Raw genomic sequence first — 23026 nt, 5'->3', positions numbered from 1 at the left:
TTCGAGGCCCTAGGCTCACGGCGGTGAGTGACGATCTGATCTCACCGCCGGAATCGAGACCATCTGTACCGTGGACGACGACGCGACTCGGCCGACGGCCATCTGCCATGCTGCACCTCGAGCGGGTCGACCTCAGCCGTCGGAGCCACCTGATGTCCCCGCAGCGGCATCCGACATGGGATCTTCTGGGTCGTCCAGGTGCACCGTGCCGTACACGTCCACGCCGAGCGTTCCGATCGAAGCCGCGAGGTCGGCAGGCAACACGAATCCGCCCTGAACTGAATCCGAGTACGCCGACCACCAAATGCGAGGTTCGCAGTCGGGCGGAAGATACGGTAGCCGCCCGAGCGCCGGCTGGATCAGGGCGACAAGCGCTCGAAGGGCATGAGAGCCCGTCTGGTCGTCGATCGTGTTGCTGAGCTCGCCGGTGTCCACGCTCCAAGTGTGGTGATCAGCGACGCGGCCAGACTTTCGGAGTGTGCCCGCCTTGGTGACGCGGGTGGGCTCAAGCCCGAGGAGATCCGTGACGACGCTCGGATCAGTCTCCGACGACGAGACGGTCAGTGTGGCTCGGCCGGACTGAATCATGAGCCGAGTGTAGAACTCTCGTCGCGTACAACCGATCGTGCTCGTTGCGAGGTCAAGTCCAAGCGCGGGATTCCGGCGCGAGGTCAAGCGGCCGAGCATGCGCGAGTCCATCTCGCCTGTCTCGCGTGCGCTCACCCTCGACCAGATTCGAACGCTGCTCGACCTCGTGCCCGACGGCGTCTACTCGCGCGCCCGCGAGGGCGTCGCGCTCCGTGCCGGCGCAGCACTGAACGACGCGCTCAAGAGCGCAGCCGGCGAACCACCGAATCGAACCAGGAGGCGGGCCCCCGTCGACCTTAATGGCACATTAATGGCACAGCCTCGCCGCGACACCGGCGGGATCACCCGCTGACACGAGAAAACCCCCGGTTTCCCGGGGGCTTTCGATGTGGCTCCGACCGGCATCGATCCGGTGACCTTTCGATTTTCAGTCGAACGCTCTACCAACTGAGCTACAGAGCCTCGGGGCATCCGCCGATCGAAACCAGAGGAATTGCCTCGAATAAGGAGAAAGCCCCTTCTCTCGTAAGGGAAAGGGCTTGTCGCCTGAGCGACCCTGACGGGACTTGAACCCGCGACCTCCGCCGTGACAGGGCGGCACGCTAACCAACTGCGCTACAGGGCCTCGTGGTGTTTCGCAACACCGGTATTCAATTGTATGTGCTTGTCGTGCAGTGACCCCAACGGGATTCGAACCCGTGCTGCCGCCGTGAAAGGGCGGTGTCCTAGGCCACTAAACGATGGGGCCGGGTGGTCTTGCCTGGGGCACGACCGCCGACAGCCAAGCATACGGGTCGAATCGCGAGATCGCAAAACGACGAGGCCGGATGCCTCGCGCCTCCAGGTGCGCGATCCGCCACACGCGCCGGAAATGCCCGGATCCCGCGCGAACCGCACCTATCGTGAAGGCTGCCAGTGCCTGAACGAGAGCGAGGAGCGCGGGGTCCCGAGGCCCGCGTGGACGGGGAGCCATGCACCGCACCGCAGACCGACCGCAGACCACCGGAGCCCGGACGCGCCCTGCTCGCGGAGCGAGGCGCGGTCTGGCCGGGTTCCGGGGTCGCCGTCTCGTCGCGACCCTTGCGATCGTCGCGGCCGCCCTCGCGGGGCCCGTCGCCGCTGCGCCGCAGCCCGCGTTCGCCGCCGACTATCCGTCGTGGGACGAGGTGCAGGCGGCCAAGGCGAACACCGCTGCCGGCGCGGCCGCCGTCACGCAGATCGTGGCGTTGATCGCGCAGCTCGCGGCGAACGTCGAGGCGACGCGTGCCGAAGCCGAGCGGCGAACCGACGAGCTCTTCGTGGCGCAGCAGAAGTATGACGAGGCAGTGCTCCGCGCCGCGCAGATCCAGGCGCAGGCCGACGCATCGGCAGCCGAGGCACAGGCCGCCGAGCAGAACGCAGGCCAGGTCGCGGCGCAGCTCTATCGCTCGGGCGGGGGTGACATCGGCGTGAACCTCTTCCTCGACGCGGGCAACTCCGCGGCGACCGAGGCGCTGCTCTCCAAGCTCGGCAACATGGAGAAGATGGTCGAGCGCACCTCCAGCATCTACGACCGCGCGCAGGAGAAGCAGAACACCGCGAGCGCGCTGGGCGCCCAGGCGGTCGTCGCCCAGGGCGAGCGCGAGAAGCTCCGCATCGCCGCCGAGGCGGCGCTCGTGGCCGCGCAGGAGGCGCAGGCCGCCGCCGAGGCGGCGCTCGCCGAGTCGCAGGCGAAGAAGCTCGAGCTCGAGGCGCAGCTGGCCTTCCTCCGTGACGCCGAGGCGAAGACCACCGCCGCCTACGAGGAGGGCGAGCGCATCCGCAAGGCGGAGGAGGAGCGCCTCCGGCAGGAGGAGGAACGCCGCAGGCAGGAGGCGATTCGCAACGGCGCGGTGGGCACCCCGGCGGCGTCGGGCTGGGCGAAGCCCGCGGGCGGGCGCATCACGGGCACGTACGGCCCGCGCGCGCCGATCTGCAGCGGCGGCTGCTCGGGCAGCTTCCACTATGCGGTCGATCTGGGCACCGGATGTTCCGCGCCCATCTACGCCGCGAACAGCGGCGTCGTGACCTTCTCGGGTTCCTCGGGAACGTACGGCAACTTCATCAAGATCGACCACGGCGGCGGCATCTCGACCGGCTACGCCCATATCCGTGACGGCGGCAGGTTCGTCGGCACCGGTGAGTGGGTCGGCGCGGGCCAGAACATCGCCTCGAGCGGGTCGACCGGCGCCTCCACCGGTTGCCACCTGCATTTCGAGGTCTATGCGGGCGGCAACCGCATCGACCCCGTGCCCTTCATGGCCGACCGAGGCATCTACTTTGGCTGAGCACCGCACCCGGCCGGTGTCGCGGGTGAAGCCCGCGACGGTCTTCTCGACCGTCGCGGTCGGTGCCGTGACCGCGACGGTGGGGCTCGCGGGCGGGCCCGCGGCAGCCGAGCCCGACTATCCCTCGTGGAGCGAGATCGAGCAGGCGAAGCAGAACGAGGCCACGAAGCAGGCTGAGATCGGCAGGGTCACCGAGTTGCTCGCGGGGCTCCAGCAGGCAGCGGATGCCGCGGTGCAGGCGTCGATGATGGCCGACGAGGGGTGGCGGGTCGCCGTCGACCAGCGCGACCAGGCCGCGGAGCGCGAGCGCACCCTCGGGCGGCAGGCCGATGAGGCCGACGCGGTCGCCGAGATCTCGAAGATGCGCGCGGGACTGCTCGCGGCGCACCTCGCGAAGACCGCCGGCAACGACCTCACGACCGAGCTCGTCTTCTCGGGTGAAGACGCCCGGGGCCTGCTCGAACAGCTCGGCATGGCGTCGAAGCTCGGCGAGCAGTCGAATGCCGTGTACACGCAGGCCGTCGCCGACGGCAACACCGCGGATGCCCTGCGGGAGCAGGCAGCGGATGCCGCCGCCGAACGTGCGCGGCTGGCATCGCTTGCGGAGACCAGGGCCGACGAGGCACGTGATGCCGCGGATGCCGCCAACGCGGCCGTGGCGGTGCAGGAGGCGCGCTCGGCCGACCTCTACGCGCAGCTCGCGAGCCTGAAGGACACGACGGCCGAGCTCGAGCGACTCCGCGTCGAGGGGCAGGCTCGCGAGGAGGCGGCCGCCGCCGCTGCTGCTGCTGCGGCCGCCGCTGCTGCTGCCGCCGCTGCCGCTGCGGCGCAGCCCGCTGCCCCGGCGCCGGCGCCCGGTGGGGGATCGACCGGTGGCGGGTCTTCCGCGCCGACCCCCACGCCGCCGCCGCCGAACACGGGTGCCGTCGAGACGGCCATCTGGTTCGCGAGCCAGCAGCTGGGTGAGCCGTACCGCCTGGGCGGCGCCGGCCCGAATGTCTGGGACTGCTCGGGGCTCACCAAGGTGGCGTACGCGAACGCCGGCATCTCGATCGGCACGCACTCCGCCACCAACCAGTACCGCACGCTCGCCGGACGCGGGCTCGCCGTTCCGGTCTCGCAGGCGCAGCGTGGCGACCTCCTGTTCTGGGGCGGTGGCGGCGACTACTACCACGTCGCCATCTACCTCGGCGGCGGCCGCATCCTCGAGGCGCCGCGCGAGGGCGTGCCGGTGCGCGAGTACTTCATCTGGGGCAGCCCCTCGGCGGCGGCCCGCCCCGCCGGCTGACCGGCAGACCTGAGCAGACGCGAGAAGGGGCGGGCCGCGAGGCCCGCCCCTTCTGCGGTTCCGGAAGTCGCGAGCCCGCGGCATCCGCTCAGTTCATGCCCTGGTCAGTGACCGGGGAACTTCTCGATCGCCTTGGCGATGAGCGACTCGGCCTCGGCGGCGTCGGCCCAGCCTTCGGTCTTGACCCACTTGCCGGGCTCGAGGTCCTTGTAGTGCTCGAAGAAGTGCTCGATCTCCTTGCGCGTGAACTCGGGGATGTCGTTCACGTCTTGGATGTGGTTCCAGCGCGGGTCGCCGGCGGGCACCGCGATGACCTTGGCGTCGCCGCCGCCGTCGTCGGTCATGTGGAACACGCCGACCGGGCGCACCTTCACGCCCACGCCCGGGAAGAGCGGGTAGTCGAGCAGCACGAGCACGTCGAGCGGGTCGCCGTCGTCACCGAGCGTGTTCTCGAAGAAGCCGTAGTCGGTGGGATACACGAAGGTCGTGTAGAGCACGCGGTCGAGGAACACCCGGCCGGTCTCGTGATCGACCTCGTACTTGTTGCGGCTCCCCTTCGGGATCTCGATGATGGCGGCGTATTCGCCCATGCTGGTTCTCCTTGTTGGTGGAAGCACTGTGTCGGAAGCTTCGGCCGCGGCAGTCCCGTTCGGAATCGGGTGCGATCGGCGGAATAAGGTTACTTGATGCCTTCTGACCAGCCGACGGATGCCCCGAGCGGGCGTCGCCCACGGCTGACCCCGCCGATCGCCGACGTGCGTCGCGCGGTGCGCGCGGCGCTGCCCGATGCGCCGGGCTCCGTGGCCGCCGCACCGTTCGTGCTCGTCGCGTTGTCGGGGGGCGCCGACTCGCTCGCGCTCGCGGCGGCCACGGCGTTCGAGGCACCACGAGCGGGGCTGCGCGCCGGCGCGGTGATCGTCGACCACGGGCTGCAGGCCGCGTCGGCCGAGGTGGCGGCGGCTGCGGCGGCGACCGCGCGCGAACTCGGGCTCGAGCCCGTGGTGGTGCGCCGCGTCGAGGTCTCGGGCGAAGGCGGTCCCGAGGCATCCGCTCGCTCGGCCCGCTATTCCGCGCTCGATGCGGTGGCCGACGAGACCGGCGCCACGATGATCCTGCTCGGCCACACGCTCGACGACCAGGCCGAGACCGTGCTGCTCGGGCTCGCCCGCGGATCGGGAGCCGCCAGCCTCGCCGGCATGCCCGCCCGGTCGGGTCGCTACGCGCGCCCCCTGCTCGGCATCCGGCGCGCGACCACGCGCCAGGCGTGCCTCGATGCGGCGCTCACGCCATGGGACGACCCGCACAACGCCGACCACGGGTATGCGCGCGTGCGGGTGCGCGAGCGGGTGCTCCCCGTGCTCGAGGCCGAGCTCGGCCCCGGCATCGCCGAGGCGCTCGTGCGCACCGCCGAGCAGCTGCGAGAAGACGAGGCGGCCTTCGACCAGCAGATCGACGAGCTCATCGAGGAGATCTGCGAACCGGCCGAGGCGGGCATCGCCGTCTCCGTCGCCGCGCTCGCGGCGAACCCGGCTGCCCTGCGGCAACGGCTCATCCGCCATGTCGTCGCCGCCGAGTTCGGCGTCTCGCTCACGCGCACGCAGACGCTCGAGGTCGCCCGGCTCGTGACCCGCTGGCACGGCCAGGGCCCGATCGACCTGCCGGGGCTCCAGGCGACGCGTGCCGGCACGCGGGTCGTGTTCAGCACCACCGGATCGACCGAGGTGCTGCCGCACGACCACTGACGCCGCCGTGCCCGGCCGTCCCCCGGCGGTAGGCTCGTGGCATCCGTTCGCCGAGCGACAGAGGGAGCAGACCGGGATGTATGCGCGCGAGATCGAGGCGGACCTCACCGAGGTACTCGTCACCGAAGCCGAGATCCAGGCGAAGCTCGCGGAGCTCGCCCGGCGCATCGAGGCCGACTACGAGGGCAAGGACCTGCTGCTCGTGGGCGTGCTGAAGGGCGCGGTCATGGTGATGGCCGACCTCGCGCGCGAGATGCGTCCGCACGTGAACATGGACTGGATGGCGGTGTCGTCGTACGGCGCTGGCACCCAGTCGAGCGGCGTGGTACGCATCGTGAAAGACCTCGACTCCGACCTCACCGGGCGGCACGTGCTCATCGTCGAGGACATCATCGACTCGGGCCTCACGCTCAGCTGGCTGCTCGGCAACCTCGAGTCACGCGGTGCCGAGTCGATCGAGATCTGCGCGCTGCTGCGCAAGCCCGACGCCGCGAAGGTCGACGTCGGCGTCAAGTACCTCGGCTTCGACATCCCGAACCAGTTCGTCGTCGGCTACGGGCTCGACTACGCCGAGCGCTACCGCAACCTCCGCGACGTGGCGATCCTCGCACCGCACGTCTACTCCTGAGGCGGGCCGTCGGCCCGGCCGCGGCGACGGCACAGCCCACAGCGAACACTCGGCCGGCGCGCAGTGACTGCAATGTAGCCTTGCAAGATCATGAACATGAAGAAGATCCTGCGCGGGCCGATCATCTATATTCTGCTCGCGATCGTCGCCGTGTGGATCGGATCGAGCCTCATCACCGCGTCGGGGTTCCGCGAGGTCTCCACGCAAGAGGGCCTCGAACTCCTGAACGACGGCAAGGTGGCCTCGGTCAAGATCGTCGACGGCGAGAACCGCGTCGATCTCACCCTCGCCGAGGAGGACGACAAGCTCGGCAAGCAGGTGCAGTTCTACTACGTGACGCCGCGTGGTGCCGACATCGTCGCCGCCGTCGACGATGCGAACCCCGCCGACGGCTACAACGACGAGGTACCGCAGCCGAACTGGTTCCTCTCCATGCTCGGCATCCTCCTGCCGCTCGTGCTCATCGGCCTCTTCTTCTGGATCATGCTCTCGGGCATGCAGGGCGGCGGCAACCGCGTCATGCAGTTCGGCAAGTCGAAGGCGAAGCTGGTCTCGAAGGAGAGCCCGAAGGTCACCTTCGACGACGTCGCCGGCGCCGACGAGGCGATCGAGGAGCTCCACGAGATCAAGGAGTTCCTGAAGGAGCCGGCGAAGTTCCAGGCGGTGGGCGCCCGCATCCCCAAGGGCGTGCTGCTCTATGGCCCTCCCGGAACCGGCAAGACGCTTCTCGCGCGCGCCGTCGCCGGCGAGGCGGGCGTGCCCTTCTACTCGATCTCGGGCTCCGACTTCGTCGAGATGTTCGTCGGCGTCGGCGCGAGCCGCGTGCGCGACCTCTTCGACCAGGCCAAGCAGAACGCCCCGGCCATCATCTTCGTCGACGAGATCGACGCCGTCGGCCGGCACCGTGGTGCAGGCCTCGGCGGCGGGCACGACGAGCGCGAGCAGACGCTCAACCAGCTGCTCGTCGAGATGGACGGCTTCGACCCGAAGACCAACGTCATCCTCATCGCGGCCACGAACCGTCCCGACATCCTCGACCCGGCCCTCCTGCGTCCCGGTCGCTTCGACCGCCAGATCGGCGTCGACGCGCCCGACCTCAAGGGCCGTCAGAAGATCCTCGAGGTGCACTCGAAGGGCAAGCCGCTCGCGAAGGGCGTCGATCTCGAGGTCCTCGCGCGCAAGACGCCCGGCTTCACCGGCGCCGACCTCGCGAACGTGCTCAACGAGGCCGCGCTCCTCACCGCGCGATCCAACGCACAGCTCATCGACAACCGCGCCCTCGACGAGGCGGTCGACCGCGTCATCGCCGGTCCGCAGCGCCGCTCGCGCGTGATGAAAGACAAGGAGAAGCTCATCACGGCCTACCACGAGGGCGGACACGCACTCGCGGCGGCGGCGATGAACTACACCGACCCCGTCACGAAGATCACCATCCTGCCGCGCGGCCGTGCGCTGGGCTACACGATGGTGCTACCGCTCGAAGACAAGTACTCGGTCTCCCGCAACGAGCTGCTCGACCAGCTGACCTACGCGATGGGTGGGCGCGTCGCCGAAGAGATCGTGTTCCACGATCCCTCCACCGGTGCCTCCAACGACATCGAGAAGGCCACGTCGACGGCTCGCAAGATGGTCACCGAGTTCGGCATGAGCGCCAACGTCGGTGCGGTCAAGCTCGGCCAGTCGCAGGGCGAGGTCTTCCTCGGTCGCGACATGGGCCACCAGCGCGACTACTCCGAGCGCATCGCCGAGCGCGTCGACGCCGAGGTGCGCAGCCTGATCGAGCAGGCGCACGATGAGGCGTGGCAGGTGCTGAACGACAACCGCGACATCCTCGACAAGCTCGCGGCCGAACTGATCGAGAACGAGACACTCGACCACAAGCAGATCGCCGAGATCTTCACGCACGTGAAGAAGCTGCCCGAGCGCCCGCTCTGGCTCTCGAGCGACAACCGGCCGGTCTCCGACATCCCGCCGATCTCCTTCCCGACCGCGAAGGCGCCCATCGACCAGGGTGCGGTCGACGGCGGCGTCGACTCCGGTGAGCTCCCCGAGGAGCCGGCGGCCTCCCGCGCGCCGCGCAGCAACCCGCGCCCAGCGACGGCGTAACCTTCCGTCGACCCGAAGAGGGGAACCCATGGCCGGAGTGGACGCCGAGCGCATCGAGCGCGCGGTGCTCGAGATCCTGCTCGCGATCGGCGAAGACCCGTCGCGTCCGGGCCTCGAACGTACGCCGCAGCGAGTGGCCGAGGCGTACGCCGACTTCTTCGGCGGGCTCGACGTCGACCCGATGATCCACCTCGCCGACACCGTGCCGATCGGCGCGACCGAGGCGGGGGTGCCCGCCACGAGCGACGCGGTGATCCTGCGCGACCTCTCGTTCCGTTCGGTCTGCGAGCACCACCTCCTGCCCTTCGTCGGCACGGCCCACATCGCCTACCTTCCGGGTGACCGCGTCGTCGGTCTCGGCCGCATCCCCGCGGTCGTCGACACGCTCGCACGCCGGCCGCAACTGCAGGAACGCCTCGCCGAGGAGATCGCCGACGCCCTCCAGGCGGGCCTCGACCCGAAGGGCGTGCTCGTCGTGCTCGACGCGCAGCACCGCTGCGTGACCACGCGCGGCGCCCGCCAGGAACGCAGTTCCACGGTGACGATCGCGAGTCGCGGCACCCTCGCCGAGCCGGCGGCGCGCGCCGAGATCATCGCCCTGATCGGGTCGCGCACCGATGCCTGAACGCGAGACGCCTCGCAGTTCCATGCTCGTGATGGGCGTCGTCAACGTCACGCCCGACTCTTTCAGCGACGGCGGGCGCTGGTTCGACGCCGACGCCGCGATCGCGCACGGGCTCGAACTCGTCGCCGAGGGAGCTGACCTCGTCGATGTCGGCGGCGAGTCCACGCGTCCCGGTGCCGCGCGGGTCGAGCCCGACGAGGAGCTACGCCGCGTGGTCCCCGTGATCCGCGAACTCGCCGCTCGCGGCATCCGGGTCAGCGTCGACACCATGCGGGCCGCGACCGCCCTCGCCGCCGTCGAGGTGGGCGCCGAGATCATCAACGACGTCTCGGCCGGCCTCGCCGACGAGGCGATGGCACGCATCGCCGCCGAGACGGGCGCCCAGTACGTCGCGATGCACTGGCGCGGACACTCCGATCGCATGGACTCGCTCGCCGACTACGCCGACGTCGCCGTCGAGGTGCGCGACGAGCTCGCGGCCCGCGTCGACGCGCTCCTCGCCGCAGGCGTCGCGCCCGAGCGCCTGATCCTCGACCCCGGGCTGGGGTTCTCCAAGCGCGGCGAGCAGAACTGGCAGCTGCTCGGGCGCCTCGACGTGCTGGCCGGCCTCGGGCTGCCGATCCTCGTCGGCGCGTCGCGCAAGCGCTTCCTCGGCGCGCTCCTGCCCGACGATGCGCCGGTCGAGCACCGCGACCTCCCCACCGCGGTGGTGAGCGTGCTCTCCGCCCAGGCGGGCGCCTGGGGCGTACGCGTGCACGACGTTCGTGCCACCCGGCGCGCACTCGACGTGCTCGGGGCGTGGCAGAGTGGACGACGTGGCTGAGACTCGCGACCGCATCACGCTCACGGGCGTGCGCGTCCGCGCGCACCACGGCGTCTTCGACTTCGAGCGTGCTGAGGGGCAGGACTTCGTGATCGACGTGTCGGTCGCGGTCGATCTCGCCGCCGCGGCATCCGCCGACGCCCTCGACCGCACGGTGCACTACGGCGAGCTCGCCGAAGCCGTCGTCGCCGCCGTCGAGCGCGACCCGGTCGACCTCATCGAGACGGTCGCCGAGCGCGTGGCCGCCGTCGCCCTCGGATTCGCCGCGGTCGAAGAGGTCGAGGTCACGGTGCACAAGCCCGAGGCGCCCATCACCGTCCCGTTCGCGGATGTCTCGGTCACCATCGTGCGGGGCCGGGCATGACGCGCGCCGTCATCGCCTTCGGGGCGAACCTCGGCGATCGCGAGGCGACGATCGCGACGGCGACCCGTGAGCTCGCCGACACCGAGGGCGTCGAGCTGCGGGCCGTGTCGCCGATCTACGAGACCCCTGCCATCAAGGTCGCGGGCGTCGACCGCGAGGCGCCCCGTTACCTGAACGGCGTGCTCATCGTCGACACCACACTCGAGCCGCACGCGCTCCTCACCGTGCTGCAGGGCATCGAACAGCGTCACGGCCGGGTGCGTGCCGAGCGCTGGGGCGACCGCACGCTCGACCTCGACCTCATCGACGTCGACGGCGCCGAGATCGCCGACGACCGACTCGTGCTGCCTCACCCGCGCGCCGCCGAGCGCGCGTTCGTGCTGCAACCGTGGCTCGACGTCGAGCCCTTCGCCGTGCTGCCCGGCCGCGGCCCGATCACCGCGCTCCGCGATGCGGCACCCGACGAGGTGGTGCGCCGATGAAGCGCACGCACGCGTCCGCGCTCATCGCCTTCGCCCTGGGCGGCCTCGTCGTCGGCTACCTCGCCGACCTGGCCACCGTCTCGAGCGGTTCGAAGGCCATCGTGCCGCCGATCTCGCTGCCCGTCACGCTCGTCGGCGTCGCGGTCATCGTCGTCGCGCTCGCCTGGCCCATCCGCCGGGCGGTGAAGGGCAAGGCCACCAAGCACCTCGATCCGTTCCGTGCGATGCGCACCGCGGTGCTCGCGAAGGCGTGCAGCCTGAGCGGCGCGCTCCTGTTCGGCTTCGGGCTCGGCATCACGCTCTTCCTGCTCACGAGAAGCGTCGTGCCCTCGGCCGAGACCGTCTGGCTCGCGCTCGCCACCGCGGTCGGCGCCGGGCTCCTGATGGCGGGCGGCCTCATCGCCGAGGCGTTCTGCACACTTCCCCCCGACGACCCCGAAGCCGAGAAGGAAGAGCACGCACATGCCTGACACCCGCGACGACGGCATCGAGCAGGCGCCAGGGCGAGACGATGGCGATGTGACGGATGCCGCGGCATCCGCTGCGCCCGTGACGCATGCCGCCGCAACCGGTGCACCCGAGGCCGCCGCCCTGCCCGCCGTCGCCCCGGCCGACACCGGCTGGCTGCGCGTGTCGCCCAAGTACCTCGTGGTCGAGATCATCGGCTCGATCATCGGCATGATCGTCTTCGTCGGGGGGCTGCTCCTCGCCTACTTCCTGTGGCAGTGGCCGTGGGCGCTCTGGGGTGCGATCGCGCTGGGCGTCATCTCGCTCCTGGGCATCGCGTTCGAGCCCCGCCGGGTGCGCTCCATCGCCTACCGCCTGCGCGAAGACGACCTGCTCTTCAAGCGCGGCATCATGTACCAGCGGCAGGTGGCGGTGCCCTACGGTCGCATGCAGCTCGTCGACATCACTCGCGGTCCGGTCGCGCGTGCGCTCGGACTCGCCGACCTGAAGTTCGTGACCGCGGCGGCATCCACCGCCGTCACCGTGCCCGGCCTGCCGATGGAGGAGGCCGACCGGCTCCGCGACGAGCTCGTCGCGCTCGCCGAGACCCGACGGGCGGGGCTGTGACCGCTCCGGTCGCCTCGCAGCCCGTCACGCATCTCGCCGACGGCGAGTGGCATCGGCTGCACCCCGCGAGCCCCCTCCTGCGCGGCGGCCTGGTGTTCCTCGCGGTGCTCGGGTTCATCATCGCGAACCTCCGCGAGCGCGTTGTCGAGATCTTCCTCTCGATCTTCGCGCCCGACGTCGGCGAGGGCCTCGACGCCGAGTACGGCCAGTGGCAGGGCGAGTGGGCGAACGACCCGATCGGCGGCATCGTCTCGCGCGGCCTCGTCGGCTGGGCGCTCGTGGGCGTCGTGGTCGTCATCCTGCTCGTCATCGCCGGCTTCTGGCTGTCGTGGCGCATGCACACCTTCCGGGTCACCGACGAGGCGGTCGAGGTGCGCAGCGGCATCGTGTTCCGCTCCCACCGCAGTGCCAGGCTCGACCGGGTGCAGGGCATCAACGTGAACCGTCCGCTGTTCGCCCGCCTCTTCGGCACCGCCAAGCTCGAGGTCTCGGTGGCCGGCCAGTCGGCGAACGTGCAGCTCTCCTACCTCGGCTCGGCGCTCGCCGACGCGCTGCGCGCCGACATCCTCCGTCTCGCATCAGGCGCCCGCGCCGAGCGGGCGCGCACCGCGACGGGCGCAGCGCCCATCGACGCGGGCGAGGCGGGCGAGGCGGGCGCCGTCGCCGGCGGCCGGTCCGACGTCTCGGTGACGCCAAGCGCCGCCGCGGCATCCGCTGCGGGACGCCGCGGCCGAGCCGGCGCGATCGTCGGGCAGCGCGTCGAGGAGTTCCTCGCCCCCGAGCTCGACCCGTCGCTCGCGCCGCCCGAATCGGTCGTGCACCTCCCGCTCGGCCGCGGTCATCGGCTCGACGCTCCTCGGCGGATCGACGGTCTGGATGATCATCCTCGTCGCGGTCGTCGTCGTGGGCATCACGACGGGCCAGCCGTGGGTGTTCTTCACCTTCGTGCCGGCGGCGATCGGTCTCGTCAGCTACGTGTGGTCGCGCATCACGAGGTCGCTCCGCTACTCGATCGCCGGCACCCCCGACGGCGTGCGCATCGGCCACGGCCTGCTCTCGACCGGCAACCAGACCATCCCGCCCGGTCGCGTCCACGCCGTCGAGGCGACGCAGTGGGTGTTCTGGCGGCCGTTCGGCTGGTGGTCGATCCGCATCAACGTCGCCGGGCAGTCGGTCTCCGCGTCGAACGAGGCGACGGCACGCACGATCGTGCTGCCGGTCGGCACGGTTGCCGATGTCCACCGGGTCATCGCCCTGCTCCTGCCCGACTCCGCATCCGCCCTCGAGCCCGTGATCGACGCCGGTCTCACCGGCCGCAACGGGGCGGGCGGCTTCTCGCGCGCCCCGAAGCGCGGCGCGTGGCTCAGGCCGTTCTCGTGGCGCCGCATCGGCTGGGCGAGCGCCGACGGCGTGGCCCTGCTCCGCCGGGGCGCCGTCGTTCGCAGCCTCACGCTCGTGCCGCTCGCCCGCATGCAGTCGGTGGCTCGCACGGTCGGACCGATCGAGCGGATGCTCCGCCTCGCGTCCGTGCGCATCCACACGGTCACCGGACCGGTGAGTGCGGGGTTGCCGATCATCGAACAGGCCGAGGCCGAGGCGCTGTTCGAGCGAATCGCCCACGATGCCGTCGAGCGCGCTACCGCCGACACCTCGCACCACTGGGGTGCGGTGCCCGCGGCGGTCGACGCACGCGGGGCATCCGGGGCATCCGCGGACCCCGCATCGACGACGGAGCCCGGCGATGCCCGCTGAACGCGCCGGCCGGCTCGGCGTCGGCACCATCGGGGCCGGTCGGGTCGGCGCCGTGCTCGCCTCGGCACTTGCCGGCGCAGGACACGCGCTGACCGGCATCGCGGCGGTCTCGGCGTCGAGCCGTGAACGTGCCGCGGCGATGCTGCCCGCGGTGCCGGTGCTGGCGATCCCCGAGATCATCGAGCGCAGCGAGCTCGTGCTGCTCGCCGTGCCCGCCGACGAGCTGGGCTCGCTCGTCGCAGGCCTCGCCGATGCGGGCGTCTGGCAACCCGGCCAGCTCGTCCTGCACACGGCGGCGCGGTTCGGCACCGAGGTGCTCGAGCCGGCGCGCCGTGCGGGAGCCATCCCGCTCGCGGTGCATCCGGCGATGACCTTCACCGGCACGAGCATCGACCTCGCGCGGCTCCCCGGCACCTGGTTCGCGGTGACCGCGCCCGCCCCGGTGCTGCCCATCGGGCAGGCGCTCGTGGTCGAGATGGGCGGCGAGCCGTTCGTCGTCGCCGAGCGCGACCGTGCGGCCTACGGCGAGGCGATCGACACCGCCGTCTCCTTCTCGAGCGCGATCGTCGACCAGGCGAGCGGGCTGCTCGACGGCATCGGCATCGCGAGGCCCGGCGCGGTGCTCGCCCCGCTCGTGCGCAGCGCCGTCGAGAACGCGCTCTCGCGCCACGACAGCGGCCCGTTCCCCGAGGGTGCCGGTACGATCGACGAGGCCGGTTTCGAGGGGCCGCCAGGAGGTTCCGAGTGACGCAGGCCGAAGTGCGCGCCCGCACGGTCACGACCATCGCCGGGTTGCGTGAGCTGCTCGCCGAGCGGCGTCGTGCCGGGGCATCCGTCGCCCTCGTGCCCACGATGGGAGCCCTGCACGACGGTCATCTCGCGCTCGTGCGCCGTGCGCGCGAACTCGCCGATGTCGTCGTGGTGTCGATCTTCGTGAACCCGCTGCAGTTCGGGCCGGGCGAAGACCTCGACCGCTACCCCCGCACGCTCGACGCCGATGTCGCGTCGTTGTCGGGACTCGGGGTCGAGGTGGTCTTCGCGCCGACGGTCGCCGAGATGTACCCCGACGGCGAGACCGGCACCCGGGTGACCGCCGGCCACGTCGGGTCGCTCTATGAGGGCGCCTCGCGGCCCGGCCACTTCGACGGCATGCTCACCGTCGTCAGCAAGCTGCTGAACATCGCGACGCCTGATGTCGCCCTCTTCGGCCAGAAGGACGCGCAGCAGGTCTTCCTCGTGCGCCGCATGGTGCGCGAGCTCGATGTGCCCGCCGCCATCGAGGTCGTGCCCACGGTGCGCGAAGCCGACGGCCTCGCCCTCTCGAGCCGCAACCGATACCTCCACGACGCCGAGCGGGCGGCCGCGCTCACGCTCTCCGAGTCGCTGCGGGCAGCGGATGCCGCGGCATCCGACGGTCTCGCAGAGGTACTCGCCGAGGGGGCCGCCGCGTTCGGCGACCACGATGACGTCACCCTCGACTACCTCGTCGTGGTCGACCCGCGCACGTTCCTCCCGGTGAACGACGACGCCCGCGGCGACGCCGTCGTACTCGTCGCCGCGCGGGTCGGCGCCACGCGCCTCATCGACAACGCCACCATCACGCTCGGCCCCACCGGCCCCACCGGTCGCAGAGGCCAGCCCAAGTAGGCTGTTGCCCGCACCTTTTCGCGTGACGAGAGAGAACGATGGCCCAGAACCAGACGGATGCCGCAGCCGAGCCGATCGAGCCGACCGCCGAGGAGATCTCGGAGCAGAAGTCCGTCCGGCTCGCGAAGCGCGAGCGGCTGATCGCGGCATCCGACGACCTCGGGCTGGGCGCCTACCCGGTGCGCGTGCCGATCACGGCCACGATCCCCGAGGTGCGCGACCGCTTCGTGGGTCTCGGCGTCGACGAGGCGAGTGGTGAGCGGGTCGGTGTCGCCGGCCGGGTCGTGCACTCCCGCAACACGGGCAAGCTCTGCTTCGCCACCCTGCAGTCGGGTGATGGCAGCCGCATCCAGGCGATGGTGTCGCTCGCCGAGGTGGGTGAGGCGTCGCTCGCCGAGTGGAAGGAGCTCGTCGACCTCGGCGACCACGTCTTCGTTGCCGGTCAGGTCATCACGAGTCGCCGCGGCGAGCTGTCGATCATGGTCGACGAGTGGCGCATCGCCTCGAAGGCGATCCTGCCGCTGCCGAACCTGCACCACGAGCTCTCCGAAGAGACGCGCGTGCGCAGCCGCTACCTCGACCTCATCGCGCGCGACCAGGCGCGCAAGAACGTGATCGATCGCGCGAAGGTCAACGCGAGCCTCCGTCGCACGTTCGACGGGCTCGGCTTCATCGAGGTCGAGACCCCCATGCTGCAGGTGATGCACGGCGGGGCATCCGCTCGCCCGTTCGTCACCACCTCGAACGCGTTCGACACCGAGCTCTACCTGCGCATCGCGCCCGAGCTCTACCTGAAGCGTGCCGTCGTCGGCGGCATCGAGCGGGTCTACGAGATCAACCGCAACTTCCGCAACGAGGGCGCCGACTCGACGCACAGCCCCGAGTTCGCGATGCTCGAGGCCTACGAGGCCTACGGCGACTACACCACGATCGCCGACCTCACCCAGCAGCTCATCCAAGACGCCGCGCTCGCCGTCTCGGGCGCGCACGTCGTGACGTGGGCCGACGGCACCGAGTTCGACCTCGGTGGCGACTGGGCACGCATCTCGATGTACGACTCGCTGTCGGAGGCGGTGGGTGCCGAGATCACTGCTTCGACCCCCATCGAGCGCCTGCGACAGCTCGCCGACGCGGTCGGCATCGAGGTCGACCACCCGCTGCCCGGCAAGTACGTCGAAGAGCTCTGGGAGCACCACGTGAAGCCGGGCCTCGTGCGCCCGACCTTCGTCATGGACTTCCCGCTCGACACCTCGCCGCTCGTGCGTGCGCACCGTTCTATCCCGGGCGTCGTCGAGAAGTGGGACCTCTACGTGCGCGGCTTCGAGCTCGCCACCGGCTACTCCGAGCTCGTCGACCCGGTCGTGCAGCGCGAGCGGTTCGTCGAGCAGGCGAAGCTCGCGGCGGGCGGCGACCCCGAGGCGATGCGTCTCGACGAGGGAGTTCCTCCGGGCACTCGAGTTCGGCATGCCCCCGTCGGGCGGCATGGGCATGGGCATCGACCGGCTGCTGATGGCCCTCACGGGTCTCGGCATTCGCGAGACGATCCTCTTCCCCCTGGTCAAGTGAGCGGATCTCCCTGATGAATCGAGCCCCCCGATGAACGACTACCTTCCCAAGAACGAGCTCGAGCCCGACCGCGACCCGAAGCGTCCGTCGAACGCGCGCCTCGCGATCTGGATCATCGTGGGCGCGATCGGCCTCTACCTGCTCGGCTCGGGCATCTGGGGCATCGTCACCGCCGGCTGAGCCGACCTCGCCGCAGCGGATGCCGCGACATCCGTCCCGCGCAACTGACCGTCTCGCTGCACCGCCCGCCTGCGGCGCGAGGCGAGGCAGGGCGATCGGTATGCATCTGCGTCCAGACAGGCCGATCTGTCGGCCGGCGCTGCGCATCGGCCTGTCGTCGGCGCGGTCCTCCCCAGATCGGCCGTTCCCGTGACCATCCACAGTCGCCGGAGCGGGCGGCCACTCGACCTCGAACGACGGCACACTCGAGCGATGCGTGATCTCCCTTCCGATCTCGGGCGTTTCGGCGGTCTCGCGACCCGGGCCCAAGTCCGTGGCCTGGGCCACACGTCGTACTCGATCCGTGCGGCGATCGCGGGCGGTCATGTCGCCGCGGTCGGCCGCGACTGGATCGCCGTCGACGATGCGCCTCCGGCCGCGGTGCGCGCAGTGTCCCGCCGAGGTGTGCTGGGTGGCGCGAGCGCCCTCGAGACCTCTGGCGTATGGGTGACGAGGTCGACCGGTCTGTGCATCGCGACGCCGCATTCCGCGAGCCGGCTGCCTGCGCTCGGGCCGGGCGAGCATCGAGTGTGGTGCAGAACCCTCTCGCCGCGTGGCGCCATCGCGTGGCGCGCCACCGTCGAGGACGCGCTTGCGCAATACATCCCCACGCTCGTCGATCCCGATCACGTCGTCGCGACGATCGACAGCGCATTCAATCGACGGTTACTCGCACGAAGCGATCTCGACCGGCTGTTCGCGCGGTTGCCCCGGCGCTGTCGCCGGCTCCGCCGTGCCATCGACGGACGTGCGGAGTCCGGGCTGGAGTCGCTGCTTCGCCTCGCCTGCGAACGCGAAGGCTGGCACGTCGAGATCCAGGTCGCGGTCGATGGAGTCGGGCGGGTCGACCTCCTCATCGACGGATGGCTCGTCATCGAGGCCGACGGATCGCGTTGGCACGACAGCGGTGAGGCGACCCGGCGGGATCGAGCGCGGAATGGCGCGCTGGTCCTGCGCGGGTACCGGTGGCACCGCTTCGGCTACGAGCAGGTCATGTACGACCTCGCCGGATGCGTCGAGGTCATCCGCGCCCTGATCGACGGGGGGCCGCCCCGCGCGCGCTTTGCCTGAACAGGCCGATCGCGCGCTCCGGCCAGCGAATAGGCCTGTCTGGCGCATGCTGCGCCAAGATCGGCCTGTTCGCGAGACCGCACGATGAGGGGATCCGAGGAAACCCCCGTATTCTGGAAGGCCTATGGACGACTTCTGGGCGAACGCGATCTGGTCGCTGGCACCGACGGTGCTCATCGGCCTCATCTTCTGGTTCGTGATGCGCGCGATCATCCGCGCCGACCGCAATGAGCGGAAGGCCTACGCCCGCATCGAGGCCGAGGAGCGCGCGAAACTCGGACGCGAACGACCGGCGAACTAGCCGGCATGAGCGACGCGGAACGCACGGCGCTGATCGTCGCGGGGGTCGCGCTCGCCATCGATCTCGTCGTGCGCATCGTCGCGGTCATCGTCGTGCCGCGCAACCGTCGGCCCACCGCAGGCATGGCGTGGCTCCTCGCGATCTTCTTCCTGCCCTTCCTCGGCGTGTTCTTCTTCCTCCTCATCGGCAATCCGAAGCTGCCCAAGCACCGTCGCGAGAAGCAGGCCGAGGTCGATCGCTACATCCGGGAGTCGACCCACGGTGTCGAGCGCGTGAGCGACAGCACGCAGTGGCCCGCGTGGTTCGAGGGCATCGTGCGGCTGAACCGCAACCTGGGGTCGATGCCGCTGATCGGCTCGAACAGTGCGAGCCTCATCGGCGATTACCAGGGCTCGCTCGATGCGATGACCGCCGCGATCCGCGATGCGAAGCGCCACGTCCACGTCGAGTTCTACATCTTCGCGTACGACCGCACCACCGCCCCGTTCTTCGATGCGCTCGCCGACGCGGTGGCACGGGGCATCGAGGTGCGGGTGCTCCTCGACCACGTCGCGTCGTACCGGGTGAAGGGGTACCGTGCGACGCTCAAGCAGCTGAGGACGATGGGCGCCGAGTGGCAGCTGATGCTGCCCGTGCAGCCGTTCAAGGGCAAGTACCAGCGCCCCGACCTGCGCAACCACCGCAAGCTCCTCGTCGTCGACGGCGAGGTCGGGTTCATGGGCTCCCAGAACATCATCGACCGCAGCTACAACAAGCGCAGCAACATCCGTCGCGGATTGAAGTGGAAGGAGCTCGTGACGCGCGTCGAAGGGCCCATCGTCACGGGTCTCGACGCGATCTTCGCGAGCGACTGGTATCTCGAGACCGGCGAGACCCCGAGGCGAGACCTCGTCGAGGCGCTCGACCAGCCGGGTGAGGCACAGGACCTCGACTGCCAGGTCGTGCCGAGCGGGCCCGGGTACCGCAACGAGAACAACCTGAAGCTCTTCCTCGCGCTGCTCTACGCGGCGCAGGAGCAGATCATCATCACGAGCCCGTACTTCGTGCCCGACGAGGCGATGCTCTACGCGATCAGCAGCGCAACGCAGCGCGGCATCCACGTCGAGCTCTTCGTCTCCGAGATCGGCGACCAGGCGCTCGTGTACCACGCGCAGCGGTCGTACTACGAGGCGCTGCTCCGCGCCGGCGTGAAGATCTACATGTACAAGGCGCCGTACATCCTGCACGCCAAGCACTTCACGATCGACGACGACGTCGCCGTCATCGGCTCGAGCAACATGGACATCCGCTCGTTCGAGCTGAACATGGAGATCTCCCTCCTCGTGCGCGGGGCCTCGTTCGTTCGCGAGATGCGCGCCGTCGAAGCCGGCTACCGCCGCGACAGCCGCGAGCTGACCCTCGACGAGTGGATGCGCCAGCCACTCGGGTCGACGGTGCTCGACAACCTCGCGCGGCTCACCTCCGCGCTGCAGTAGCCCGGTCGGCGGTTCTGCCGACATGCGGCCGTAACGCGCGACGCGTACCCTGCTGGCAACGGCGCCGACGGTGCGGACCCGATCCCCTCGAGCGCCATGTCGTGCTGCGGCCGCGCGCCGGCCGAGCACGAAACTCGCAACAATCTTGATGCGGACGCAATCATTCGCGCTGGAATGCGCTTTACATGCCTGCCAGAGTGGTCGGTACCGCCTCATGACGCAGGACTCCCCCAACGTCACTCCACCCGACCTCGTCCGCCGCGCAGACCCGCGAGTGCGCTCGACCGGTTCGTCCATCCGAAACCGCAGAAACGGAGCACCATGTCGTTCCATCGCCTCATCGCCGGTGCGGGCATCACGGCCCTCGCAGCCGCGACCCTCGTGGCCGGCGCGGCGCCCGCGACCGCCGTCGAACGCCTCAGGGCCTCGCCGGTCGCCGCGCCGATCACCTCGCTCGTCGACCCGCCCACGAGCTACCCGTCGCAGCCGCTGCTGCCGACCGTGCCCGATGACCCCACCGACGCATCGATCGCCCGCGGCGTCACGCCGTACGACGAGATCGCGCCGATCCTGAACAGCCTGATGGCGCAGAGCGACCGCATCTCCGCCCAGGTGGTGGGGCAGTCGACGCTCGGCCGTGACATCCACCTCGTCACGCTGACGGCGAAGGAGTCGCCCGGCCAGACGGCGAAGCAGGCCGCCTGGCGCGAGCAGATCAAGGCCGACCCGGATGCCGCGGCCGAGAACCGGCCGCTCATGAACCAGTACAAGGTGCCGATCTGGTTCAACGGCAACATCCACGGCAACGAGTGGGAGGGGACCGACGGCATCCTCAACTACATCGAGTACCTCGCGACCGCCCCGTGGCCCGAGGTGCGCGACCTGCTGCAGGACTACCGCTTCTACTTCACGGTGACGAACAACCCCGATGGCCGTGCGCTCGGACAGCGCGCCAACGCCGACGGCTTCGACATCAACCGCGACATGATCACGGGCGCGACGCCCGAGTCGCGCATCATCCGCGATCTCTCGAGCGTGATCCAGCCCACGTTCTTCATCGACCTGCACGGCTACACGAGCGTGCTGCAGATCGAGCCGTGCGGTCCGCCCCACGGCGAGAACTACGAGTACGACCTCTTCCTCCCGCACGCCTACGCCGCCGCCCTCGAGATCGAGCAGGCCGTCGTCGAGGCGAACATCCCCGGCAACACGTACCTGGCCCCTGACGGCAGTGCGACGCTGGAGAACACCGGCAGCATCAAGATCCCGTACCGCGACATCCGCTCCGGCTGGGACGACTGGCCCCCGATCTTCACGCCGCAGTACGTCGCCTACCAGGGTGCGATCACCAACACGGTCGAGCTGCCCCTGGGGCGCACGAACAACCCCGCCACGAACCAGGCCAACTCGAAGGTCAACATCGAGGTCGCCGACGTCGTGATCGAGACCGCGGTCGAGTACGTGGCCGGCAACGCCGAGGCGCTGCTGAAGAACCAGATCGAGATCTTCCGTCGCGGCACGGCGGGCGAGCCGCTCGTGACCGTTCCGGCCGACGTCGACCCGGCGAGCGTGCCGGAGCCGAACGAGTGGGCCGAGATCTGGGACGAGACCGACATCTACACGGCCGAGTTCCCGCGTGCGTACGTGATCCCGGTCGACGAGACGCAGCGTTCGGTGACGGATGCCGCGACCCTCGTCGACCATCTCATCGCGAACGGCGTCGAGGTCGACCGGGCCGAAGCGCCGTTCACGGCTGACGGCGTCGAGTACGCCGAGGGGTCGTATGTCGTGGACATGCACCAGCCGCTCCGGGGCATGGCGAACGTGCTGCTCGCCGACGGCTCGGACATCTCCGCTCGGGTGCCCGACATGTACGACATCTCGGCGTGGAGTCTCGCGCTCCTCTGGGGTGCCGACGTCGAGGCGGTCGGGTCGACCACCGACCCCGCGCTCGCCGTGGAGCTCGAGCCGATCGACGAGGCGTTGCCCACGGGCGGCGTGCCGGCCGAGGGCTCGTACCTCGAGCTCGCGACGGCGGGCGTGGCCGAGTACCAGGCGGTGAACGCCCTGCTCGACGCGGGCGTCGCCGTCTCGGCGTTCGACGACGGCTCGGTCATCCTCGGTCCGGATGCCGCGAGCTACGCGGCGGCGGCGGCAGCAGCCGAGGAGTTCGGCGTGACGTTCACGGCGTCCGACGGGTCGCGGCTCGCCGCTGAGGAGAGCACGGGGCTCGACGAGCTCCGCGTCGCCTACTCGGGCAGCCAGGACGAGCGGGTCACGCTCGGCAAGCTCGGGTTCGACGACCTCGTGCAGGTCACGTCCGCGAACCTGACGAGCGGCACGGTGAGCCTCGCCGACGTCGACGTGCTGTGGGTCGGTGCGAACCTCTCGTTCAACGCCGCACAGGCCGCGGGTCGCGATGCGGTCGCCGCGTACCTCGCCGCCGGCAGGGGCGTGGCGGGCAAGGGCACCGCGATCGCGGCGTTCGCGAACGCGTTCGGGCTCGTCACCTCGACGGCGACACAGGGCACGAGCGGGTCGAACGGCATCGTGTCGGTGACCGACGCCGACGGCGGTCTGCTCTCGACCTACGCGCAGGACACGGCGTTCGTCTACCCGGCGGTCTGGTACACCGGCCTCGGCGCGAACGCGGTCGTCGAGCAGCAGTACGCCGCGGGGGATCCGTTCATCTCGGGCCACTGGGCCTCGACGCAGGCCGGACGCACGATCGCGGATGCCGCGGGCAAGGCCTCGGTCGTCTCGGCCGAGACCACGGCGGGCAACCGGGTGCTCATGTTCGGCACCTCGGTGAACTTCCGCACCCACCCGGTCGGCACGTTCAGCCAGGTCGCGCGCGGCCTGTTCTGGGCGGGCACCGAGGGCGCAGAGGTGCCCGTGCCGTAAGCGAGCGGATGCCTCGACGGCGCCGGCCCCGGAGCATCCGGGTTCGGCGCCGTCGTCGCGTGCGG

At 70.5% G+C, this 23026-nt stretch carries 23 protein-coding genes, 3 tRNA genes and 2 pseudogenes; 22 read left to right on the top strand and 6 right to left on the bottom strand.

What is annotated here, in order from left to right:
* Positions 1-132 precede the first annotated feature (132 nt).
* Positions 133-588, bottom strand: a complete 456-nt coding sequence (locus QFZ26_RS04615) for a DUF4279 domain-containing protein (RefSeq protein ID WP_307039695.1) — start codon at positions 586-588, stop codon at positions 133-135.
* Positions 589-685: 97 nt separating this feature from the next.
* Between QFZ26_RS04615 and QFZ26_RS04610 the strand changes: the two genes are divergently transcribed.
* On the top strand, positions 686-940 hold the full coding sequence (locus QFZ26_RS04610; protein WP_307039693.1) for a hypothetical protein: 255 nt from the start codon (positions 686-688) through the stop codon (positions 938-940).
* A gap of 37 nt (positions 941-977) precedes the next feature.
* Here QFZ26_RS04610 and QFZ26_RS04605 read toward each other — a convergent pair.
* From QFZ26_RS04605 to QFZ26_RS04595, 3 genes are all read right to left on the bottom strand, one after another.
* Positions 978-1050 (bottom strand) — tRNA-Phe (locus QFZ26_RS04605).
* An 89-nt stretch (positions 1051-1139) separates the two neighbouring features.
* Positions 1140-1213, bottom strand: a tRNA-Asp gene (locus QFZ26_RS04600).
* Positions 1214-1263: 50 nt separating this feature from the next.
* Positions 1264-1336 (bottom strand) — tRNA-Glu (locus tag QFZ26_RS04595).
* Positions 1337-1559: 223 nt separating this feature from the next.
* Here QFZ26_RS04595 and QFZ26_RS04590 point away from each other — a divergent pair.
* Positions 1560-2894 carry a M23 family metallopeptidase gene (locus tag QFZ26_RS04590; RefSeq protein WP_307039691.1) on the top strand — a complete coding sequence of 445 codons (1335 nt, stop codon included), beginning with the start codon at positions 1560-1562 and terminating at the stop codon, positions 2892-2894.
* Positions 2887-4182 (top strand): C40 family peptidase, encoded by a 1296-nt coding sequence (locus tag QFZ26_RS04585; protein ID WP_307039689.1) that lies wholly within the window; start codon positions 2887-2889, stop codon positions 4180-4182. Before QFZ26_RS04590 ends, QFZ26_RS04585 begins: the two co-directional genes overlap by 8 nt.
* Positions 4183-4286: 104 nt before the next feature.
* On the opposite strand, the gene ppa is transcribed toward QFZ26_RS04585, so the two are convergent.
* A complete protein-coding gene (ppa, locus tag QFZ26_RS04580) occupies positions 4287-4772 on the bottom strand; it encodes an inorganic diphosphatase (protein ID WP_307039687.1) in 486 nt (161 codons plus the stop codon).
* Between the two features lie 96 nt (positions 4773-4868).
* On the opposite strand from ppa, the gene tilS reads away from it, so the two are divergent.
* The 10 genes and pseudogenes from tilS to QFZ26_RS04530 form a co-directional block, all read left to right on the top strand.
* A complete protein-coding gene (tilS, locus tag QFZ26_RS04575; RefSeq protein ID WP_307039685.1) occupies positions 4869-5924 on the top strand; it encodes a tRNA lysidine(34) synthetase TilS in 1056 nt (351 codons plus the stop codon).
* 76 nt (positions 5925-6000) lie between these two features.
* Complete coding sequence (hpt, locus tag QFZ26_RS04570) at positions 6001-6552, top strand: hypoxanthine phosphoribosyltransferase (protein WP_307039683.1); 552 nt, start codon at positions 6001-6003, stop codon at positions 6550-6552.
* 90 nt (positions 6553-6642) lie between these two features.
* Positions 6643-8658, top strand: a complete 2016-nt coding sequence (gene ftsH / locus QFZ26_RS04565) for an ATP-dependent zinc metalloprotease FtsH (protein WP_307039681.1) — start codon at positions 6643-6645, stop codon at positions 8656-8658.
* A 28-nt stretch (positions 8659-8686) separates the two neighbouring features.
* Positions 8687-9283 carry a GTP cyclohydrolase I gene (gene folE, locus QFZ26_RS04560; RefSeq protein ID WP_307039678.1) on the top strand — a complete coding sequence of 199 codons (597 nt, stop codon included), beginning with the start codon at positions 8687-8689 and terminating at the stop codon, positions 9281-9283.
* A complete protein-coding gene (folP, locus tag QFZ26_RS04555) occupies positions 9276-10106 on the top strand; it encodes a dihydropteroate synthase (protein WP_307039676.1) in 831 nt (276 codons plus the stop codon). The genes folE and folP overlap by 8 nt, the downstream gene beginning before the upstream one ends.
* Entirely contained in the window at positions 10099-10470 is a 372-nt protein-coding gene (folB, locus tag QFZ26_RS04550; protein ID WP_307039674.1) for a dihydroneopterin aldolase, read from the top strand. Before folP ends, folB begins: the two co-directional genes overlap by 8 nt.
* Positions 10467-10952, top strand: coding sequence for a 2-amino-4-hydroxy-6-hydroxymethyldihydropteridine diphosphokinase (gene folK / locus QFZ26_RS04545; protein WP_307039672.1), 486 nt, complete (start codon positions 10467-10469; stop codon positions 10950-10952). The genes folB and folK overlap by 4 nt, the downstream gene beginning before the upstream one ends.
* On the top strand, positions 10949-11422 hold the full coding sequence (locus QFZ26_RS04540) for a DUF3180 domain-containing protein (protein WP_307039670.1): 474 nt from the start codon (positions 10949-10951) through the stop codon (positions 11420-11422). Before folK ends, QFZ26_RS04540 begins: the two co-directional genes overlap by 4 nt.
* Positions 11415-12026 (top strand): PH domain-containing protein, encoded by a 612-nt coding sequence (locus tag QFZ26_RS04535; protein ID WP_307039668.1) that lies wholly within the window; start codon positions 11415-11417, stop codon positions 12024-12026. The genes QFZ26_RS04540 and QFZ26_RS04535 overlap by 8 nt, the downstream gene beginning before the upstream one ends.
* 335 nt (positions 12027-12361) lie before the next feature.
* Positions 12362-12526, top strand: a pseudogene (locus tag QFZ26_RS04530) (PH domain-containing protein); the annotation flags it as partial.
* Between the two features lie 78 nt (positions 12527-12604).
* On the opposite strand, the gene QFZ26_RS04525 reads toward QFZ26_RS04530, so the two are convergent.
* Positions 12605-12910 (bottom strand): hypothetical protein, encoded by a 306-nt coding sequence (locus tag QFZ26_RS04525; protein WP_307039666.1) that lies wholly within the window; start codon positions 12908-12910, stop codon positions 12605-12607.
* Here QFZ26_RS04525 and QFZ26_RS04520 point away from each other — a divergent pair.
* From QFZ26_RS04520 to QFZ26_RS04480, 9 genes and pseudogenes are all read left to right on the top strand, one after another.
* Positions 12903-13778: a PH domain-containing protein gene (locus tag QFZ26_RS04520; RefSeq protein WP_307039663.1), complete on the top strand. Its 876-nt coding sequence runs from the start codon at positions 12903-12905 to the stop codon at positions 13776-13778. The two genes, QFZ26_RS04525 and QFZ26_RS04520, sit on opposite strands and share 8 nt — an antisense overlap.
* The gene (locus QFZ26_RS04515; protein ID WP_307039661.1) at positions 13768-14526 is read left to right on the top strand and encodes a Rossmann-like and DUF2520 domain-containing protein; all 759 of its coding nucleotides are present in this window, start codon (positions 13768-13770) and stop codon (positions 14524-14526) included. Before QFZ26_RS04520 ends, QFZ26_RS04515 begins: the two co-directional genes overlap by 11 nt.
* Positions 14523-15425 (top strand): pantoate--beta-alanine ligase, encoded by a 903-nt coding sequence (gene panC / locus QFZ26_RS04510; protein WP_307039659.1) that lies wholly within the window; start codon positions 14523-14525, stop codon positions 15423-15425. The genes QFZ26_RS04515 and panC overlap by 4 nt, the downstream gene beginning before the upstream one ends.
* Before the next feature lie 38 nt (positions 15426-15463).
* Positions 15464-16991: pseudogene (lysS, locus tag QFZ26_RS04505) on the top strand (lysine--tRNA ligase).
* 30 nt (positions 16992-17021) lie between these two features.
* On the top strand, positions 17022-17171 hold the full coding sequence (locus QFZ26_RS04500; RefSeq protein ID WP_307039657.1) for a hypothetical protein: 150 nt from the start codon (positions 17022-17024) through the stop codon (positions 17169-17171).
* A 252-nt stretch (positions 17172-17423) separates the two neighbouring features.
* The gene (locus QFZ26_RS04495; protein ID WP_307039655.1) at positions 17424-18281 is read left to right on the top strand and encodes a hypothetical protein; all 858 of its coding nucleotides are present in this window, start codon (positions 17424-17426) and stop codon (positions 18279-18281) included.
* A gap of 124 nt (positions 18282-18405) precedes the next feature.
* A complete protein-coding gene (locus tag QFZ26_RS04490; RefSeq protein WP_307039653.1) occupies positions 18406-18582 on the top strand; it encodes a hypothetical protein in 177 nt (58 codons plus the stop codon).
* A gap of 5 nt (positions 18583-18587) precedes the next feature.
* Positions 18588-20057, top strand: coding sequence for a cardiolipin synthase (gene cls, locus QFZ26_RS04485; protein ID WP_307039652.1), 1470 nt, complete (start codon positions 18588-18590; stop codon positions 20055-20057).
* A 321-nt stretch (positions 20058-20378) separates the two neighbouring features.
* On the top strand, positions 20379-22961 hold the full coding sequence (locus QFZ26_RS04480) for a M14 family zinc carboxypeptidase (RefSeq protein WP_307039649.1): 2583 nt from the start codon (positions 20379-20381) through the stop codon (positions 22959-22961).
* Positions 22962-23026 lie beyond the last annotated feature (65 nt).

Origin of the sequence: Agromyces ramosus, from assembly GCF_030817175.1 — a bacterium.
Lineage (GTDB): Bacteria > Actinomycetota > Actinomycetes > Actinomycetales > Microbacteriaceae > Agromyces > Agromyces ramosus_A.
This window is presented reverse-complemented; position numbering and strand designations above follow the sequence as displayed.

Bases quoted from the DNA above. Each gene is read 5' to 3' on its own strand.
- hpt (WP_307039683.1), top strand. From the start codon at position 6,001: ATGTATGCGCGCGAGATCGAGGCGGACCTCACCGAGGTACTCGTCACC.
- QFZ26_RS04525 (WP_307039666.1), bottom strand. From the start codon at position 12,910: ATGATCATCCAGACCGTCGATCCGCCGAGGAGCGTCGAGCCGATGACC.
- QFZ26_RS04500 (WP_307039657.1), top strand. From the start codon at position 17,022: ATGAACGACTACCTTCCCAAGAACGAGCTCGAGCCCGACCGCGACCCG.
- QFZ26_RS04520 (WP_307039663.1), top strand. From the start codon at position 12,903: ATGATCATCCTCGTCGCGGTCGTCGTCGTGGGCATCACGACGGGCCAG.
- folK (WP_307039672.1), top strand. From the start codon at position 10,467: ATGACGCGCGCCGTCATCGCCTTCGGGGCGAACCTCGGCGATCGCGAG.
- folP (WP_307039676.1), top strand. From the start codon at position 9,276: ATGCCTGAACGCGAGACGCCTCGCAGTTCCATGCTCGTGATGGGCGTC.
- ftsH (WP_307039681.1), top strand. From the start codon at position 6,643: ATGAACATGAAGAAGATCCTGCGCGGGCCGATCATCTATATTCTGCTC.
- QFZ26_RS04495 (WP_307039655.1), top strand. From the start codon at position 17,424: ATGCGTGATCTCCCTTCCGATCTCGGGCGTTTCGGCGGTCTCGCGACC.
- folE (WP_307039678.1), top strand. From the start codon at position 8,687: ATGGCCGGAGTGGACGCCGAGCGCATCGAGCGCGCGGTGCTCGAGATC.
- tilS (WP_307039685.1), top strand. From the start codon at position 4,869: ATGCCTTCTGACCAGCCGACGGATGCCCCGAGCGGGCGTCGCCCACGG.
- QFZ26_RS04540 (WP_307039670.1), top strand. From the start codon at position 10,949: ATGAAGCGCACGCACGCGTCCGCGCTCATCGCCTTCGCCCTGGGCGGC.
- QFZ26_RS04590 (WP_307039691.1), top strand. From the start codon at position 1,560: ATGCACCGCACCGCAGACCGACCGCAGACCACCGGAGCCCGGACGCGC.
- ppa (WP_307039687.1), bottom strand. From the start codon at position 4,772: ATGGGCGAATACGCCGCCATCATCGAGATCCCGAAGGGGAGCCGCAAC.
- QFZ26_RS04535 (WP_307039668.1), top strand. From the start codon at position 11,415: ATGCCTGACACCCGCGACGACGGCATCGAGCAGGCGCCAGGGCGAGAC.
- QFZ26_RS04610 (WP_307039693.1), top strand. From the start codon at position 686: ATGCGCGAGTCCATCTCGCCTGTCTCGCGTGCGCTCACCCTCGACCAG.
- QFZ26_RS04615 (WP_307039695.1), bottom strand. From the start codon at position 588: ATGATTCAGTCCGGCCGAGCCACACTGACCGTCTCGTCGTCGGAGACT.
- QFZ26_RS04515 (WP_307039661.1), top strand. From the start codon at position 13,768: ATGCCCGCTGAACGCGCCGGCCGGCTCGGCGTCGGCACCATCGGGGCC.
- QFZ26_RS04480 (WP_307039649.1), top strand. From the start codon at position 20,379: ATGTCGTTCCATCGCCTCATCGCCGGTGCGGGCATCACGGCCCTCGCA.
- cls (WP_307039652.1), top strand. From the start codon at position 18,588: ATGAGCGACGCGGAACGCACGGCGCTGATCGTCGCGGGGGTCGCGCTC.
- QFZ26_RS04490 (WP_307039653.1), top strand. From the start codon at position 18,406: ATGGACGACTTCTGGGCGAACGCGATCTGGTCGCTGGCACCGACGGTG.